At 40.8% G+C, this 16,113-nt stretch carries 18 protein-coding genes and 1 riboswitch; of the genes, 11 read left to right on the forward strand and 7 right to left on the reverse strand.

The features are described from left to right. Positions 1-12: 12 nt before the first annotated feature. Positions 13-705: an LrgB family protein gene (locus BBI08_RS01305; RefSeq protein ID WP_008499270.1), complete on the reverse strand. Its 693-nt coding sequence runs from the start codon at positions 703-705 to the stop codon at positions 13-15. After that, complete coding sequence (locus tag BBI08_RS01310; RefSeq protein ID WP_008499272.1) at positions 705-1,070, reverse strand: CidA/LrgA family protein; 366 nt, start codon at positions 1,068-1,070, stop codon at positions 705-707. The genes BBI08_RS01305 and BBI08_RS01310 overlap by 1 nt, the downstream gene beginning before the upstream one ends. A 515-nt stretch (positions 1,071-1,585) precedes the next feature. Between BBI08_RS01310 and brnQ the strand changes: the two genes are divergently transcribed. Then, positions 1,586-2,956 carry a branched-chain amino acid transport system II carrier protein gene (brnQ, locus tag BBI08_RS01315; RefSeq protein ID WP_008499274.1) on the forward strand — a complete coding sequence of 457 codons (1,371 nt, stop codon included), beginning with the start codon at positions 1,586-1,588 and terminating at the stop codon, positions 2,954-2,956. A gap of 119 nt (positions 2,957-3,075) precedes the next feature. Here brnQ and BBI08_RS16825 read toward each other — a convergent pair. Both BBI08_RS16825 and BBI08_RS01330 read right to left on the reverse strand, forming a co-directional pair. After that, positions 3,076-4,403 (reverse strand): IS3 family transposase gene (locus BBI08_RS16825; protein ID WP_156874335.1). Its coding sequence is split into 2 segments (ribosomal slippage): positions 3,076-4,034 and positions 4,034-4,403, totalling 1,329 coding nucleotides; the frame shifts between segments, so codons are not numbered across the junction. A gap of 142 nt (positions 4,404-4,545) precedes the next feature. Then, positions 4,546-5,208, reverse strand: coding sequence for a GntR family transcriptional regulator (locus tag BBI08_RS01330; protein WP_008496267.1), 663 nt, complete (start codon positions 5,206-5,208; stop codon positions 4,546-4,548). 182 nt (positions 5,209-5,390) lie between these two features. On the opposite strand from BBI08_RS01330, the gene BBI08_RS01335 reads away from it, so the two are divergent. After that, the gene (locus BBI08_RS01335) at positions 5,391-5,747 is read left to right on the forward strand and encodes a SpoIIAA family protein (RefSeq protein WP_008496268.1); all 357 of its coding nucleotides are present in this window, start codon (positions 5,391-5,393) and stop codon (positions 5,745-5,747) included. 52 nt (positions 5,748-5,799) lie between these two features. On the opposite strand, the gene BBI08_RS01340 is transcribed toward BBI08_RS01335, so the two are convergent. Continuing rightward, positions 5,800-6,003, reverse strand: coding sequence for a hypothetical protein (locus BBI08_RS01340; RefSeq protein WP_008496269.1), 204 nt, complete (start codon positions 6,001-6,003; stop codon positions 5,800-5,802). A 119-nt stretch (positions 6,004-6,122) separates the two neighbouring features. Between BBI08_RS01340 and BBI08_RS01345 the strand changes: the two genes are divergently transcribed. From BBI08_RS01345 to BBI08_RS01365, 5 genes are all read left to right on the forward strand, one after another. Beyond that, positions 6,123-7,316, forward strand: coding sequence for a class I SAM-dependent rRNA methyltransferase (locus BBI08_RS01345; RefSeq protein ID WP_008496270.1), 1,194 nt, complete (start codon positions 6,123-6,125; stop codon positions 7,314-7,316). A gap of 132 nt (positions 7,317-7,448) precedes the next feature. Continuing rightward, a complete protein-coding gene (locus BBI08_RS01350; protein WP_008496272.1) occupies positions 7,449-7,760 on the forward strand; it encodes a DUF3817 domain-containing protein in 312 nt (103 codons plus the stop codon). A gap of 121 nt (positions 7,761-7,881) precedes the next feature. Further along, positions 7,882-9,621, forward strand: a complete 1,740-nt coding sequence (locus BBI08_RS01355) for an ABC transporter ATP-binding protein (RefSeq protein ID WP_008496273.1) — start codon at positions 7,882-7,884, stop codon at positions 9,619-9,621. Between the two features lie 49 nt (positions 9,622-9,670). Then, a complete protein-coding gene (locus tag BBI08_RS01360; RefSeq protein WP_008496274.1) occupies positions 9,671-10,426 on the forward strand; it encodes a MerR family transcriptional regulator in 756 nt (251 codons plus the stop codon). Between the two features lie 364 nt (positions 10,427-10,790). Further along, on the forward strand, positions 10,791-11,630 hold the full coding sequence (locus BBI08_RS01365) for an endonuclease/exonuclease/phosphatase family protein (protein ID WP_008496276.1): 840 nt from the start codon (positions 10,791-10,793) through the stop codon (positions 11,628-11,630). 22 nt (positions 11,631-11,652) lie between these two features. Here the strand turns inward: BBI08_RS01365 and BBI08_RS01370 are convergent, their stop codons facing one another. Both BBI08_RS01370 and queF read right to left on the reverse strand, forming a co-directional pair. Beyond that, a complete protein-coding gene (locus BBI08_RS01370; RefSeq protein ID WP_008496277.1) occupies positions 11,653-12,303 on the reverse strand; it encodes a queuosine precursor transporter in 651 nt (216 codons plus the stop codon). A gap of 12 nt (positions 12,304-12,315) precedes the next feature. Beyond that, positions 12,316-12,810 (reverse strand): preQ(1) synthase, encoded by a 495-nt coding sequence (queF, locus tag BBI08_RS01375; protein WP_008496278.1) that lies wholly within the window; start codon positions 12,808-12,810, stop codon positions 12,316-12,318. A 98-nt stretch (positions 12,811-12,908) separates the two neighbouring features. Next, positions 12,909-12,956: riboswitch (PreQ1 riboswitch) on the reverse strand. Between the two features lie 106 nt (positions 12,957-13,062). Between queF and BBI08_RS01380 the strand changes: the two genes are divergently transcribed. The 4 genes from BBI08_RS01380 to BBI08_RS01395 all read left to right on the forward strand — a co-directional run bounded on the left by BBI08_RS01380 (position 13,063) and on the right by BBI08_RS01395 (position 16,099). Next, positions 13,063-13,965, forward strand: a complete 903-nt coding sequence (locus BBI08_RS01380) for a cation diffusion facilitator family transporter (RefSeq protein WP_008496279.1) — start codon at positions 13,063-13,065, stop codon at positions 13,963-13,965. Positions 13,966-14,091: 126 nt separating this feature from the next. Continuing rightward, the gene (locus tag BBI08_RS01385) at positions 14,092-15,024 is read left to right on the forward strand and encodes a phosphotransferase family protein (protein WP_008496280.1); all 933 of its coding nucleotides are present in this window, start codon (positions 14,092-14,094) and stop codon (positions 15,022-15,024) included. A gap of 98 nt (positions 15,025-15,122) precedes the next feature. Next, positions 15,123-15,650, forward strand: coding sequence for a TraR/DksA C4-type zinc finger protein (locus BBI08_RS01390; protein ID WP_065528414.1), 528 nt, complete (start codon positions 15,123-15,125; stop codon positions 15,648-15,650). A gap of 86 nt (positions 15,651-15,736) precedes the next feature. Further along, entirely contained in the window at positions 15,737-16,099 is a 363-nt protein-coding gene (locus BBI08_RS01395; protein WP_065528415.1) for a nuclear transport factor 2 family protein, read from the forward strand. Positions 16,100-16,113 lie beyond the last annotated feature (14 nt).

Below are 16,113 nucleotides of genomic sequence, written 5' to 3' on the forward strand. Positions count from 1 at the left end.
GGGTCTTGTTTTTTATAACAGCAATAACCATGCAGCAATTGGTCCAAGCAAGGCACCGAGTACAGCACTTAATGTCATGGCAACAGAGCTCATCGATGCTTCTTGTTGTCCGTATTCAAACGCTTTTGCCGTACCCATGCCGTGAGCCGAAGTGCCAAGACCAATGCCTCGACCAATCGCCGAATCAATATGCAACCAAGTTAATAAAGAAGGACCAAGAATATACCCCGTGAAACCGGCTACCATAACAAAAACCGCTGCTAGAGAAGGAATGCCACCTAAATTGCTGGCTACTTGCATAGCGACTGGTGTTGTTAACGATTTCGGCAAAACTGTCAAAATGAGTTGTTCTGAAAAACGAAATATTTGTGTGAACAAGACACCACTTGCCATACCCACTGTTACCCCTGCAACAATGCCTGAAATAATAGGGATTAAGTTCTTAAAAAGCAAATCTCTTTGTTTATATAGGGGAATTGCTAAAGCGACAACTGCTGGACCGAGCAAAGTGCCAATCCAACTACCACCTGTCATATAGGTTTCGTAAGAGACATTAGCGGCGACTAAAATGATGGCGAGAATCGCAGTGGAAGCAAGTACAGGGTTTAATAAGGTTTTGCGATACCGCAAATAAAAAATATTCGTAAGAAAATAAGTAGCTACAGTTAAAATGGCAAAAAAAGCAGCGAGTAAGTTAAATTTCATTAATCGGATCGCTCCTTCCGTTTTGCAGCATATTGACTTACCCAACCAGCTGAAGCCATTGAGAGAAAGGTACTAACCATGACAATCGGAATTAGCAATATCCCTTTTCCCGAAAAGAGCTCGCCGTACTCAATAACGCCGACGGTAGCGGGGATAAAATAAAGCGGCAAAAATGCTAAGACAAAATGAGCTCCTGATTCAATCCATTCCAAGCGATAAATTCTCAGCATAAGAGCGGTAAAAAGCAAAAGAAAGCCGATAATGCTGCCCGGCAACGGAATATTGAAAAAATCCTGCAATTGTTCGCCTATTAGATAAAATCCAACAATAACAAGAATATGAAGTGAAGTATAAATATATTTCAAAGATACGCCGCCTTTCGAATAGATTGAGGTGACTACCAATTCTTTCCGTAATAAATTATTTTACAGCATTATGGTTGAAAAGCGAGAGCAGTTGCGTTTCTTTTACAGTCGGTTAAGAAATTAATAAGAAAAATGAATGAAAAAATATAAATTACGTAAAAATTTAATAGGAAAAGAGAGAGAATGTGTAAATGAATACCGAGTGAATGACATTTTAACTTTTTAACAGCCAATCCACGTAATGCCTATAAACACAACTGGGAAAATCAGTATTTTTTCTGATTTTTATGCACCTAAAAGTATATGTAGTATATCGAGATAACTTTCACTTCATACCGAATTAATAAAATAGCAAGAAATTTTAAAATATGTGTATCGGAAGGGTTGCATTTCGAATAGCATGCTGTATTATTACTTTATGCAATATATCGCAATCTTTTTTGAAAAGAAAATGTACTATATTGGAATATATAAAGAACGTATTTTTAGCGTTATTATTTTAGGAGGAATTAGCAGTGGATAGTAAATTATCGTTTAAGTCATATGCAGTAGTGGGCATGATGTTGTTTGCGCTGTTCTTTGGAGCAGGGAACTTAATCTTTCCTGCACAGCTAGGACAATACGCAGGAACAAATGTCTGGCTTGCCATTTTTGGCTTTCTAATTACGGGTGTTGGTCTACCATTACTCGGGATTTTAGCAATTGGTTATTCGAAAAGCGATGATCTTCAAGATCTATCGAGTCGTGTGCATCCAGTTTATGGACTGGTTTTCACAGCGATGTTGTATTTAACAATCGGGCCTTTCTTCGCTTTACCAAGAACTGGTGCGGTATCGTATGAAGTGGGAGTTGCACCATTTATCGGTGACGGCAATGCAACAATTGGTTTGCTTATCTTCTCTTTAATCTTTTTTGGGGTTTCACTTTTGGTTTCTTTAAACCCAACGAAAATAGTGGATAGTATCGGCAAGATTCTTTCACCAGCTATTTTAGTAACGTTAGGTGTGTTATTGGTAGCAGCTTTTGTAAAACCAATGGGCAGTCAAGAAGCACCACAGCCTGTTTACACGAGCGGCGCTTTCTTTACAGGATTTACAGAAGGTTATAACACAATGGATGCACTTGCTTCACTTGTTTTCGGGATTATTGTTATTTCAGCTGTTCGTAAAATGGGCGTAACCTCGTCTAAAGGTGTCTTAATGGCGACCATGAAAAGTGGTATTGTCGCATCAGCATTATTAGCTATTGTGTACACAGGAATTGCTTATTTAGGTTCAACAAGTACGGCTGTTTTAGGTGTGATGGAAACTGGTGGACCTGTGTTGAGCGGCGCTTCAAATTATTATTTCGGAACGTTTGGTGCTACTTTGCTCGCTGTCATCATTATTCTTGCTTGCTTAACAACAGCTATCGGTTTAACAGTAGCTAACGCTGAGTTTTTCCACAAATTGACACCAAAAGTTAGCTATAAAATGTATGTTATTATTTTCTCAGTCTTTTCATTGGTTGTAACCAATGCAGGACTTTCCAATATCATTACGTATTCGATTCCGGTATTAATGTTCCTATATCCATTAGCTATCGTATTGATCATGTTAGCGTTCTTGTCTCCGTTATTTAAGCATGCTCAATTGGTTTATGTATCGACAATTATCGTTACTTTCTTTATCAGCATCATTGATGGATTTAAAACTTTGACTTCTTTGTTAGGTATCGAAAATCCGGCATGGCTTCAGTCAGTAGTCGATTTTTACTCGGCTACATTACCGCTTTATAACAATGGACTTGGATGGCTCTTGCCAGCAATTGTTGTCATTGCCATTACGACGATGATTGCTCGTAGCAAAAAGAATGTAAAAGTTCAAGCTGCTCAGCAAAACTCATAATTTAAAGAGTACAGGTGGGTCCGGAAAAACGGGCCTGCTTCAAAATAAAAGCTGTATCAAAAGCGCAAATTGATCCGCGCCCCATTTAATGGACAGTTTATAAAAAAAGTACCCTGCAGCTAGGCTGCGATTAGATGACTTCGGTATTGTGCCGGAGTCATCTTTTTTAGATTCCATTGCTTGCGTGTTCCGTTGTAATATTCCATGTACTCATCCACTAGCTCTTTCAATTCCTCCAGACTGGTTGCTTGTTTAAAATCGACATCGTCTTTAAAGTGGCCAAAGAACGATTCGATGGGAGCGTTGTCGAGGCAGTTGCCCCGGCGGGACATTGACTGCGTTAATTTCATTTCCTTCACGCGCTGTTGGTATTCAAGATGGGTATAGTGGAAGCCTTGATCGGAATGAATCATCGCTTCCGGGTGAACATTGCCATCCAATGCTTCCTTCAGTTTTCGTAACGTGCGGTACACAATTTCAATCGTAAGCGTCGTTGTGACTTCATAGGCGACAATTTCACGGGTAGCGACATCTTTTACAGCGGACAGATACGCCATTTGTCCCGAACGGTTGGGTAGGTACGTGATATCGGTGACGAATACCTTACCGGGTTCACCTTGTTTAAACTGGCGATTTAACAGGTTCGGACAGACGCTGTGTTCCTGTGTGGCTTTGGCGATTTGCTTATAGGGATTCGCGCGCCGGATTTTGGCGAAGAGGTTGAATTTGCGCATGAGGCGCAAAATCTTCTTGTGGTTCATCGGTGTTTCCAACAGTTCCGCGAGCACCATGTAAAAGGTGCGATATCCGATTTTCCCACGATGCGCATCGTAGATGCTTTTGAGCAACAGATAATCTTGGAAGTCTTGTTCTTCGCGAATGGCGTGCTGTTCCGTTTTCTCTAGCCAGGCGTAATAGCCACTCCGGCTGACCCTCGCTGTGCGGCAAAGGGTTCCGACCAAATTCTTGAGTTGGAATTTCCGGACCACCGCGTTGATGGCTTCGTATTTCTCCGCTGGGATCAGCTGCGTTTCTTCGCCTGCCTCTCGAGTTCCTCGAGCTTTTTTAGCAATTCGTTTTCAGCTTCCAGGTATTTGATGCGCGCTTCTGCTTTCTCCAGCTTTTTCTCAGCTGAGAGATCTTTCTCAGAAGGGCGGCCAGTACTGTTCTTCCCACGACGCTCTTCGAAAAAAGCGTCTTCTCCATAAAGCCTGAACGTCGTCCGCCATCGGTTCAGAGATGAGCTCGCTTTTTTGGGTCCGATAACGGTTAAATCAAACCCATTTTCACTAAATATCTGGGCCGGGCCTTTGCCTGTCTGGTATTCCTTCACCGCGTGGATTTTGAATTCTGGCGTATATTGAATCGCGCGATCGGATACGGAAGCGACATTCGGATTTGCCTCCAAGACCCGTTGTTGGTGTTCATTGAAAGTGATTTTACTCATCTGATCTTCCCCCGTTCAAGTTAGCTAAATTTAGTATACCGGGGTCTGAAAACAGAAAAAACCCCAAATGGGTCACTTTTTTTAAAGTGTCTTCCATTTGGGGTGCGGTTCAAATGCTTTTGATACAGCTTTTTATAATGGTTTAAATAATTTTTTCTGTTGAAAGTTCATCTATCGTCCGAGCCCAGTTTATTTTCATAAGTTGTGCCACTTTTTCTGGGTTTTTCTCTTTTAAGGTTTGGATAATTTCTACATGTTCATCGTAAGAGCTTTTTGTCAGCATTAATGAATGATGAAAAAACTGTCTTCTTACATGAGACTGAAGACTGCTGAGTATACTGTGGATATAGGGGTTATTGGCAGCATCGACAATGATTTGATGAAACTCTTGATCAATTTTTAAAGCGGAAAAACCATCTTGACTTTCAATTGCTTCAATAAATCGTTGATTTGTCTCTTCTAATAAAGTGAACGTGTCTTGGTCGAGGTTAGGGATGGCAAGTTCTGCTGACAAGGCCTGCAACACGGCAAGAGGAGGTAGTAAATCTTTAAGGTCACCTTTTTTTATATTCGTAACACGTGTAGCTTTGCCGGGAAACATTTCGACGAACCCTTGCACTTCTAATAATTGCAAAGCTTCACGGATAGGAGTTCTGCTTAAGCTCAATGCTTGTGCCAAATCCGTATCGATTAGTTTTTCTTCAGGCTGTAGCGTGCCATCAATAATCCATTGTTGCAGTTGAAGATAGGCACTTTCTTTGGCTGAGACGCGGACAGGCTTCGTATAGTTCACTGGAATAGGCATTGTGAGCTCTCCCTTTCTACTGCTAGATTACTCTTATTATACAGTAATACTAGCTTTCGACAAAATATATTATGCAATATATCGGTATATGCCTAAAAACAGTCTACTTATAGCCGTTTGTTGTGCTTAAAATGGGGAATAATAAAAGTAAGAATAGACTTATAGACTGAGGGGGACTAAGAATGCTATCAATCGTGCCAAGTAAGGACGTAGAAACCATTGCAATTGAATTTGAAGGTGCAGTAACACATGAAGATGCAATGAAAATTGATAAAATCATTCAAGATAAATACGTAGATAAAGGTCAATTTAATATCTATGCAATTATAAGTGAAGAAAAAGGTGCTTCGTTTGATGGTCTTGAGGAAAGCATGAGGCTACACAAAGAAGCATGGAATCACTTTCACAAATTTGCAGTCATTAGTTCGAGTCAAGGAGAAGAACAACTGGTTGAAATGAAACTTCTATTGCCAGATATTGAAGTAAAGTATTTTAAACTAGATGAAATGAATGAAGCATGGGAGTGGATCCAAGAGTAAAAAAAAAGCGTTTTGCATAGATTATGCAAAACGCTTTTTTAGTAGAGCTAATTTATGAGTCTTCAATTTTGAGCAAGTCAGCTTTAACGATGTGAAAAATACTTAAAACAATGGTCTTTCCTTGTGCGTCCTCTACGGGGAACAAGCTCACGGCTATACCCGAAAAATGATCTTCTAGAGGACCTTCAATGCGGATATTCTCCAAGTATTCCCCAGTGGTCAATCGAATATTGTAAATATAGAATTTCTTCTTCATGACAAATTCCTCCTAAGAATCGTGTTAGGAAATTCACATGACGAGGGTGGGCATAGGGACAGCTATCGTATACACTAATTATAAAACAAAACGATGTTTTACAGATAGGATGAGAGACGATGAAATCGGAAATTTCTATAAAAATAAATGATAAATTTAAAGCGGATTATGCTAAAGGTTATCCGTTAATTACAAAAGAAGCTTTAGAAAATCCAGACATGTTAACTACGGAAGGTAGCATTTTAAAACTAGTTGATAAGCAAGGTCGTTTTTTAGCAAAAGGTTATTATGGTCGACAAAACAAAGGCTATGGTTGGGTATTAACGAACAACGAAAGTGAAACTATTAATCAGGCCTTTCTTGAACAAAAGCTAGCGACGGCCATTGCTCGTCGACAAACATTTTTCAGCAATCCAGAAACAACAGCTTTCCGTATTTTTAATGGGGAAGGTGATGGGTTTGGCGGATTAATCATTGATTATTACGATGGTTTTTATTTGCTGAGCTGGTATAGCGAAGGCGTTTATACGTTTAAAGACCAAGTGATTGCTGCACTTCAAAACGTTACTAAATGCAAAGGCATTTACCAGAAAAAACGTTTTGATACTAAAGGTCAATATATCGAAGAAGATGATTTTGTTGCAGGCGAACGTGGTGAATTTCCAATGGTCGTTAAAGAAAATGGCGTAAATTTTGCTGTTTACTTGAATGATGGGGCAATGACGGGCATCTTTTTAGATCAGCGCGATGTACGAAATACCATTAAACAAAAGTACGCCAAAGGAAAAACGGTGCTCAATACGTTTTCTTACACAGGTGCGTTTTCAGTAGCTGCCGCACTGGGTGGCGCGACAAAAACGACGAGTGTTGATTTGGCGAAAAGAAGCTCTAGCAAAACAATTGAGCAATTCAGCGTCAATGGTATCGATTTCGAGAGTCAAGACATTTTGGTTATGGATGTCTTTAATTATTTTAAGTACGCCAAACGAAAAGAATTGAAATTCGATTTAGTTGTTTTGGATCCGCCAAGCTTTGCACGTTCGAAAAAGTACACATTTAGCACATCAAAAGATTACACAAACTTAATGAAAGAAGCGATCACTATTACAGAAAAAAATGGCGTCATTGTGGCATCAACAAACAGTGCTTCTTTCGGGATGAAAAAATTCAAAGGGTTTATCGATAAAGCTTTTAAAGAAATTGGCGGGAAGTATAGCATTGTGGAGGAGTTTACATTGCCAAGTGATTTCCGTGTGCAAAAAGAATTTAAAGAAGGCGATTATTTGAAAGTGCTTTTTGTGAAATTGGGCTAATCCGAAATAAATACGAATAGTTTGTGACGAAATGTATTGTAGGTGTGTAAAAACAGTCGAATTGTTTTAGCAATCTCTGTACAGCGTCCTTTATGACTTCTATAATTGATAGCAGATTGAGAGGGATAGTTGATGTTTAAAGATGCCTTACGTACATTTCGTTTTATGGGACTTCTTGAAGGAAGTTCGTTGTTAATCTTACTTTTCATCGCAATGCCGTTAAAATACTTTTTTGACTTTCCGGAAGCGGTTAGTATGATCGGACCGATTCATGGTGCATTGTTTAGTCTCTATATTTTACTTACAATTTATATGACGTTTGTCTTTAAATGGCCGTTTCGTTTCTCAGTAGGAGCTGTGATTTCTGCGTTCTTGCCTTTTGGAAACTTCATTTTAGATAAGCGTCTTGAGCAATGGCAGCAATTTAAAGCTTCTGTCGCCTGATCCAAACACTTGTGGAATTTTCCGCAAGTGTTTTATTTTATGGAAATATAATGAGCTCCTCTATAATAGAGTTATTGAAATGAATTAGGTGTGTGCGAACAGAAGAACAGGAGTTTTTAAAATGAAAAAGAAAAATAAAGAAGTCGGTTTAAAGCCGTTTTTGTCTTTATTATTAACGTTGAAAATTCCAAAGCTGGCACTCGCGATTGGGCTGATTGCCAGTTTAATCACGACACTAGTCGGCTTGGTCGTACCGTTGCTGACAAAAAACTTAGTAGATGGGTTTTCGTTAGAGTCGCTGAGTGTGCCTTTAATGGTAGGAATTGCTGTAGCTTTTATTGTGCAAGCTGTGATTAATGGGGTTTCGATTTACTTGCTCAGCATGGTAGGTCAGCGAGTCGTCGCAGGATTGAGAGAACGAATGTGGGCTAAGTTAATCCGACTACGTGTGGGTTATTTTGATCAACATTCGAGCGGGGAAACGGTTAGCCGTGTTGTAAATGACACAGGGATTGTACGGAATTTAATCACCGATCATTTTCCGTCGTTTATTACCGGAATCATCTCGATTATTGGTGCAGTCATCATTTTAGTTGTTTTAGATTGGAAGATGACGCTCGTCATGATGATATCGGTACCATTAACGATTGCCGTCATGTTCCCATTAGGGCGCAAAATGTCAAAGATTTCTCGGAATTTGCAAGACGAGACGGCTCATTTTACAGGACACGTTCAACAAACTTTAGGTGAAATTCGGTTAATGAAATCTTCAACAGCAGAAGATACGGAAGAAACTAGAGGCGTAGAAGGCATTGATAAATTATTTAAGTTAGGCATGAAAGAAGCAAAAATTTATGCGTTAATCGCACCACTCATGTACTTGGTCGTTATGGTGGTTATCGTGTCGATTATCGGCTATGGCGGAATTCGTGTAGCGAATGGAGAAATGTCGACCGGGTCGCTCGTTGCTTTTTTGTTGTATTTATTCCAAATCATCGTCCCCATGGCGACGTTTGCTCGCTTTTTTACAGAGCTTCAAAAAGCCAAAGGAGCGACAGAGCGCATTATTGGCATTTTAGAATTGCCGCTTGAAGAACCGGCGAAACAAGCGGACATCGATATTGCTAGCAAAACCTTGAGTATAGAAAATTTGAGTTTTTCGTATGATCAAGGAGAGCCTGTTTTGCAAGACGTATCATTTAAAGCACAACCTGGTGAAATGATTGCTTTTGCAGGGCCAAGTGGAGGTGGAAAAACGACCGTATTTGGTTTGCTTGAACGGTTTTACGAACCTTCATCAGGGGAGATTTTGATTGGAGACATGCCGATTCGAAACATCTCTATCGCTTCATGGCGAGATCAAATTGGCTATGTGTCACAAGAAAGTGCCATGATGGGCGGGACAATTCGAGAAAACTTAACGTATGGGTTGCCAAACGCTGAGACGATTCAAACCGAAGAGCTATGGCGCGTTACACGTATGGCGTATGCAGAAGAGTTTATTCGCGAATTTTCGGATGGACTCAACACAGAAGTTGGAGAACGTGGGGTCAAGTTGTCGGGAGGACAACGTCAGCGAATTGCCATTGCGCGTGCTTTTTTACGAGATCCGAAAATCTTGATGATGGACGAAGCGACCGCAAGTTTGGATAGTCAGTCAGAGGGCATCGTTCAGCAAGCATTAAGTCGCTTAATGGAAGGGCGCACCACTTTAGTCATCGCGCATCGTTTATCGACGATTGTCGATGCTGACAAAATTGTCTTTATAGAAAAAGGACGCGTGACCGGAGTCGGGACGCATCAAGAACTGATTGCAACGCATTCCCTTTACCGAGATTTTGCAGCGCAGCAATTAACTTGACCTTGACGTAACGTCAAGGTGTAAGCTGGGTTTATCAGGAGGTGGCGAAATGGAATACACTGTACAGAAACTTGCGAATTTGTCTGAAATTAGTACGAGAACTTTGCGTTATTACGATGAGTTTGATTTGTTAAAGCCAGCACGTAAAAATTCGTCTGGCTACCGTATATACGGTCAGTCGGAACTCGATAAGCTGCAGCAAATTTTGTTTTATCGTGAACTCGGACTTGGACTCGAACAGATCAAAAACATCATCAATGATCCCGAATTTGATGGTTCGCAAGCTTTAGCAGAACACCGAGAAAAACTTCTCGCTAAGCGCGTGCAACTAGACCTCTTGATTAGCAATGTGGAAAAAACCATTTCCGCAAAAGAAGGAGCGAGCATGATGGCAGATACCGAGAAATTCCAAGGCTTTAAGCAAAAGCTAGTCGACGACAACGAACAGCAGTATGGCAATGAAATCCGCAGCAAATACGGCGACGAGCTAGTCGATCGATCCAATGCGAAAATGTTGAAGCTCAGTGAAGAAGACTATCAGAAGTTTATGAGTCTCGAGCAACAAATTTTAAGTGGTTTGGTTGAAGCGATGAAAACGGGCGCCCAAACGAGTGAGACGGCACAGCAAATAGCCGATTTGCATCGTCAGTGGTTGAGTTTTACATGGCCGACATATAGTAAAGAAGCACACCGAGGACTTGCAGAAATGTATGTAGCAGACGAACGATTTGCTGCATACTACGACAAAGTCCAACCGGGCGCAGCACAATTTTTGCGAGATGCGATTAGGGTGTATACTTCGTAGTCTATTGATAGACAGGCAGTCCGATGTTTCGGGCTGCCTGTTTTTTGTGTGTGGTGATTTCCGCTGAACGTGCGTAAACTTCCTGGAACGCGCGTAAATTTTTTTTACCGCGCATAAGTTCGGCGTGTCGCGCGTATTTTTCGTCAAGCGCGCATAAGTTTTACGGAACGCGCATAAATTCCCGCAAGCGCGCGTATGGCTTTAAATGCTACAAAAACAGCTTAGACTGCTTCCGATTTTCGCGTTTACAAACCTTTAACAATTGTTTACACGTGTGTCACAGCATCTTCATAAACGCTTGTTATACTAAAATCAATTAAGCAGCTTGCCAACGATTCGTTTTAGTCGAAAAGGAGAGGTTTGCATGGACGGGAAGAAAAAGAAGTCACCGATTGTAAAAGTCATGTCGTTTAATATTGCTCATGGATTAGGGATGGACGGGATCGTCGATTTAGAGAAGACCGCGCAAGTGATTGAAGATTCGTGTGCGACCATCATCGCTTTGCAAGAAGTAGATCGTCACTTTTCAGTCCGCAGTTCGTTTGTGGACCAAGTAGGTTGGTTGAGTGAAAGACTAGGTATGTATGCTGCTTATGGTGCCAATATGGATGTGTCACCGATAGATTCCGAGCGCCCTAATCAGCAATACGGCAACGTCATTTTAAGCAAATACCCAATCAGATACAGCGAAAATCATTTATTAACGCAGGTGTATTGTCCTTTTGGCAATAATGAACAGCGTGGCATATTAGAAACCGTCATCGAAGTGGATGGCAATTATGTGAGTGTCTTTAATACACATTTAGCGCTCAAAGATGATGAGTTAGAAGTGAGTGTTGACGAAATTTTAGCCATTACAGGAAAAAGTCACTTCCCACGAATCATTACAGGCGACTTTAATGCCCCTGCTTCAAACGTGCATGTGCAAAAGTTCACTAGGCATTTCCGGGATGCTTTTCTGAAAATGAAGAGGGGCGATGCTTATACGTATCCTGCTCCTTACGTAAACAAAGAAACGGGTGAAGTTTTTCGACCGGCTACGCGCATTGACTATATTTTTGCAGATTATCATTTAGACGTCGTACAAGCAGCAGTCATCGAAACTGCGGTTTCCGATCATTTACCGATAGCGGTAGATATGATCTTATCTAATGTTAAAGTGAGCGATCAAGTATACGCACGTAAAGCACGAGTAACCATATGAATAACTAAAAAAACCGGAAGCTCTACAGGAGAGCTTCCGGTTTTTTGTATCCGTAAATTTGTGGGTCTGCTTGTTGGCGTCTGCATAACTTTACGAGTAAATAAACAACAGGAGTATCGGCTACTGCAACCATCCATTTAAAGATGTATTGCGTTAAAATCATGCCCAATAATACACTTGTCGGCATCATGCCGTAAAAAGCGATGGTGATAAAAAGACTCGTATCCACCAATTGGCTTGCCATTGTCGAAGCATTATTGCGCAACCATAACCGAGAATTGCCATGCTTATGTTTCAGTTTATGAAAAATAGTGACATCTAGGTTTTGGCTAATGAAATAAGAAACAAGACTAGCTAAAGTTACGCGGAAGCCTGCAGAAAAGATGGTTTCAAATGATTCTTGATTTGCGAAAAAGGGTGCAGAAGGCAAATGAATCGCAAAGAAAATAAAAGCCAACGCGCAAAGTTGTGTGATAAATCCAGCTGTAACGGTTTGCCGTGCGGCTTTTTTGCCGTACACTTCTGCGATGGTATCAGTAATCGGAAATGTGAAGACATAAACAATTACAGCGGCCGGTAACACCGCCCATTCTCCAATGCTAAATAATTTGACTGCTAAAATATTTGAAAGGATTAAGAGACCGACAAATGCGCCGTTTAAGTAAAGTAACATGTGTAGACCCCTTTATCGATTAGTAATCGTTTCAGGGTTTAAGTCGTGGTTCATCATCCGGTACGATGCCATTTCTTCGTATTTTGTTCCAGGTTTGCCATAGTTCGTGTAAGGGTCAATCGAAAGACCACCGCGTGGTGTGAATTTCCCCCATACTTCGATATAACGAGGATCCATCAGTTTGATCAAATCATTCATGATGATATTGACAACATCTTCATGGAAATCTCCGTGGTTACGGAAGCTGAATAAATAAAGCTTGAGCGATTTGCTTTCTACTAATGTTTTATCAGGGATAAAACTTAAGTAGATCGTAGCAAAATCAGGCTGTCCAGTTTGTGGGCAAAGTGATGTGAATTCAGGGCAATTAAATTTCACGAAATAATCGCGAGTGTGCAGATTGTCAATTGGTTCTAGTATCTCTGGAGCGTATTCAAATTTATACTTCGTGTTTTGATTGCCGAGCAATGATAAATGATCGAGTGTATCTTCGTTTCTTCCTGCCATAATAAACGGCCTCCTTTTAGATGACCGACTGAGAAGAGGACTATAAAAAACGGACAAAAGAAAAAGCCAAATCGCATGTGGATTTGGCGGAGTTTCGACAATCCATAGTTTTTTATAGAGGGTGAAATGCTATGAACCTCTCCCGTTGCCGGGGTATTTACTTTTTACTAACTTATCTTATAAGACTTACTATTCGTTGTCAATCGGACAAATTTGGTAAAATAATAGCATGAAGATAGAGGAGCGGATAGCATGAGTCATGATCACGATCATTTTGAAACAACGCGAAATAACAATCGGAAAGCATTGACTATCGCACTCGTCATAACAGCAGGAATCATGTTGCTAGAATTTTTCGGTGGACTTTTTACGAACAGCCTAGCCTTGATCGCAGATAGTGGTCATATGCTGTCCGATACGGTATCGCTAGTGCTCAGTTTGTCGGCGATTTGGTTTGCTGGAAAAGCAGTTTCTACCAAGAAAACGTACGGCTATTATCGTTTTGAGATTCTGACAGCTTTTATTAACGGGATTACGTTATTTATCATGGCAGGCTTTATTATTTATGAAGCCATCAAGCGTTTATACGAGCCATCGGAAGTTCAAGGAGGCTGGATGCTCGTCATCGCGGCAATTGGTCTTGTCGCCAACTTATTGAGTGCTTGGGTACTGAATCGGGGTGCAGATGTTCATGGCAACTTGAACATGAAAAGTGCTTATATGCACATTATTGGTGATGCACTCGGTTCAGTCGGAGCGATAGTTGCCGGGCTATTAATCCTGCTATTTGACTGGACAATAGCCGATCCGATTATTTCTGTTGCAGTTGCCCTGCTGATTTTGCGAAGTGCATGGAGCATTCTCCAAAATAGTTTACACATTTTAATGGAAGGAACACCGAGAGACCTCGATTTACAAGAAATAACAGCCCGCCTCCTTAAAATTGATGGAGTCGTGGGTGTTCATGACCTGCACGTTTGGACCATCACGTCTGGGTTAGATCAGTTTACATGTCATATTGATGTGGAGGAAAACGTAGATGAACAACAAGTTTTGCAACAAGCGTTAAAGTTGGTGCATGATATTTGCGACATTGAGCATGCCACCATCCAAATTGAAAAAGCAGACACTCACCATTCCTCATTGAAGGTATAAATTTGTTATAAAGAAGGCTTTTATACAAAGAAAAACAGATGCATTTATGTTCTTTGCGAATGGATGGAACCTGCACTTTTTCGTGGTAAACTAAAGTTAAAAGGTAGGTAGAAAGGAGCGGCAGGAATGGCAGGAAATAATGGGCATGGATTGCAGGAACAATCAGTAAAGTGGGTAAAAGCACAATTTGATGAACCTGTAGAAATTACGAACGTTCAGCCGTTAACCGGTGCAACTTCCTCAACTTTGTTTGAACTAGTTGTTACTAAAAATAGTTCGGAGCGTTCTTATGTACTACGGCTTTTTCATAAAACGGATTGGCTGGAGAAAGAGCCCGATTTGGCACAACATGAAGCAGCTAGCCTTCAATACGCAGAACAAATGGGTCTTACTGTTCCGCATTTAGTTGCTTATGACGTAACTGGAGAAGAAAGTGGCGTTCCTGCAGTGCTGATGTCTAAAATGCCTGGATCTGTTGTTCTTCAACCTTCGAATGATGAAATATGGGTAGACGAACTGGCTTCTAATCTAGCTAAGCTGCATCAAACCAGTGCAGAAGATTTTCCTTATGAATATTTCCCTTACAATGATGCGTTTCTACTAGAAAAGCCAACCTGGTCGAAAGTTCAAAATGATTGGATGCGTGCTTTTTATATTGTTTCTGGTAGCCGTCCAGCTTTTCGAGAATGTTTGATCCACCGCGACTTTCATCCGGCTAATGTGCTGTGGGAAAATCGACAAGTGAGTGCCATCGTCGATTGGGTCAATGCTTGCCGTGGCCCAGCAGGAATTGATGTTGGACATTGTCGCGTAAACTTGGCGCAAATGTATGGAATTTCTGTTGCCAATGATTTTTTAGCGGCTTATGAGCGTCATGCAGGTAGTGATTTTACGTACGATCCTTATTGGGATCTCGTCTCGCTAACGGATATTTTAGATGGGTCACCTACTGTGTACCCGGGCTGGAAAGCATTCGGGATGAAAGGTTTATCTAATGAGTTAGTTCGTCATCGGTTAGATGATTATTTATTGAGTTTACTGGATCGATTTGATGATTAGTAAGCCACCTTATAAAGCAGTTCAATAGAATTTCAGGTTTGATTTCTCCGATAAAGGCAATATACAACAATAAGTGAGTTTTTTAAGGAGGAAATTAAATGACAGATAGCCAATTAAATCAATTAAAAAAACAATTAGAAGAACAAGCAGCATCATTAGAAGAACGGGTTGAGCAAACAGAAGAGTTTGAGTCAACTGAGCTTTCCCATTATGATAATCATCCAGCTGATAATGCAACCGAGTTATACGACCAAGAACGTGACTTAGCGATGGAGCAATTTAAAGAAGGTGAACTGGAAAAAACAAAAGCAGCGCTGGCGGCAATTGAAGAAGGTACTTATGGAAAGTGTGCGGTTTGCGGTAAGGACATTCCGTTCGAACGGTTGGAGGCATTGCCAACAGCGCTTACATGTATCGACCATGCCGACCAAGAACCTGATTTGGAAAGCCGTCCATCAGAAGAAGATGTTCTGCAAGCTTCTACAAAGCAACCCGTTGAAAAAGAAGACGGTGCTATTCGTGATTACGAAGATAGCTTTGAAGATGTAGAGGATTTCGGCTCATCAGATACGCCACAAGATCAGCCAAATGAAGATCCACAGAAATTTTTTAAAGACGAAAACTAATAGTAAATCCCCTTCTGCCTACGGGTATGAAGGGGATTTGAGCATTAATCGTATTTCCCGGGAAATACGAGCAGAGGAGAATGCGTATGAGTACGTTAGAAAAAGAGATATATGCTTTAGAATGCAGTCATTTAAAGCCAGATGTCCGAGTTTCTGCTGAAAAAATTGGAGATGTATTAGACGTTGAATTTTTTGAGTTTGGCAGTTCAGGTGGCGCCTTCAAACGAGTAGATTACAATGGCGATCATCCATTAAATCCAGATCCGATGGAAATTAAGTTTTTCACTATACATGAATTAGGACCAGCCGCTGTTTTGACGACTTACCAAGTACATAATCACAAAACAGGAAGACTGACGAATCGAAGTTCAGTATGGAAAAAAAGATCTAATGGATGGAAGTTATTTTTTCATCAAGGAACGGTTTCGAATGGAGACGTGTTTGAATAAGCGCTTAAGAGGCT

The sequence above is a fragment of the Planococcus halocryophilus genome (genome assembly GCF_001687585.2).
GTDB classification, from domain to species: Bacteria; Bacillota; Bacilli; order Bacillales_A; family Planococcaceae; genus Planococcus; species Planococcus halocryophilus.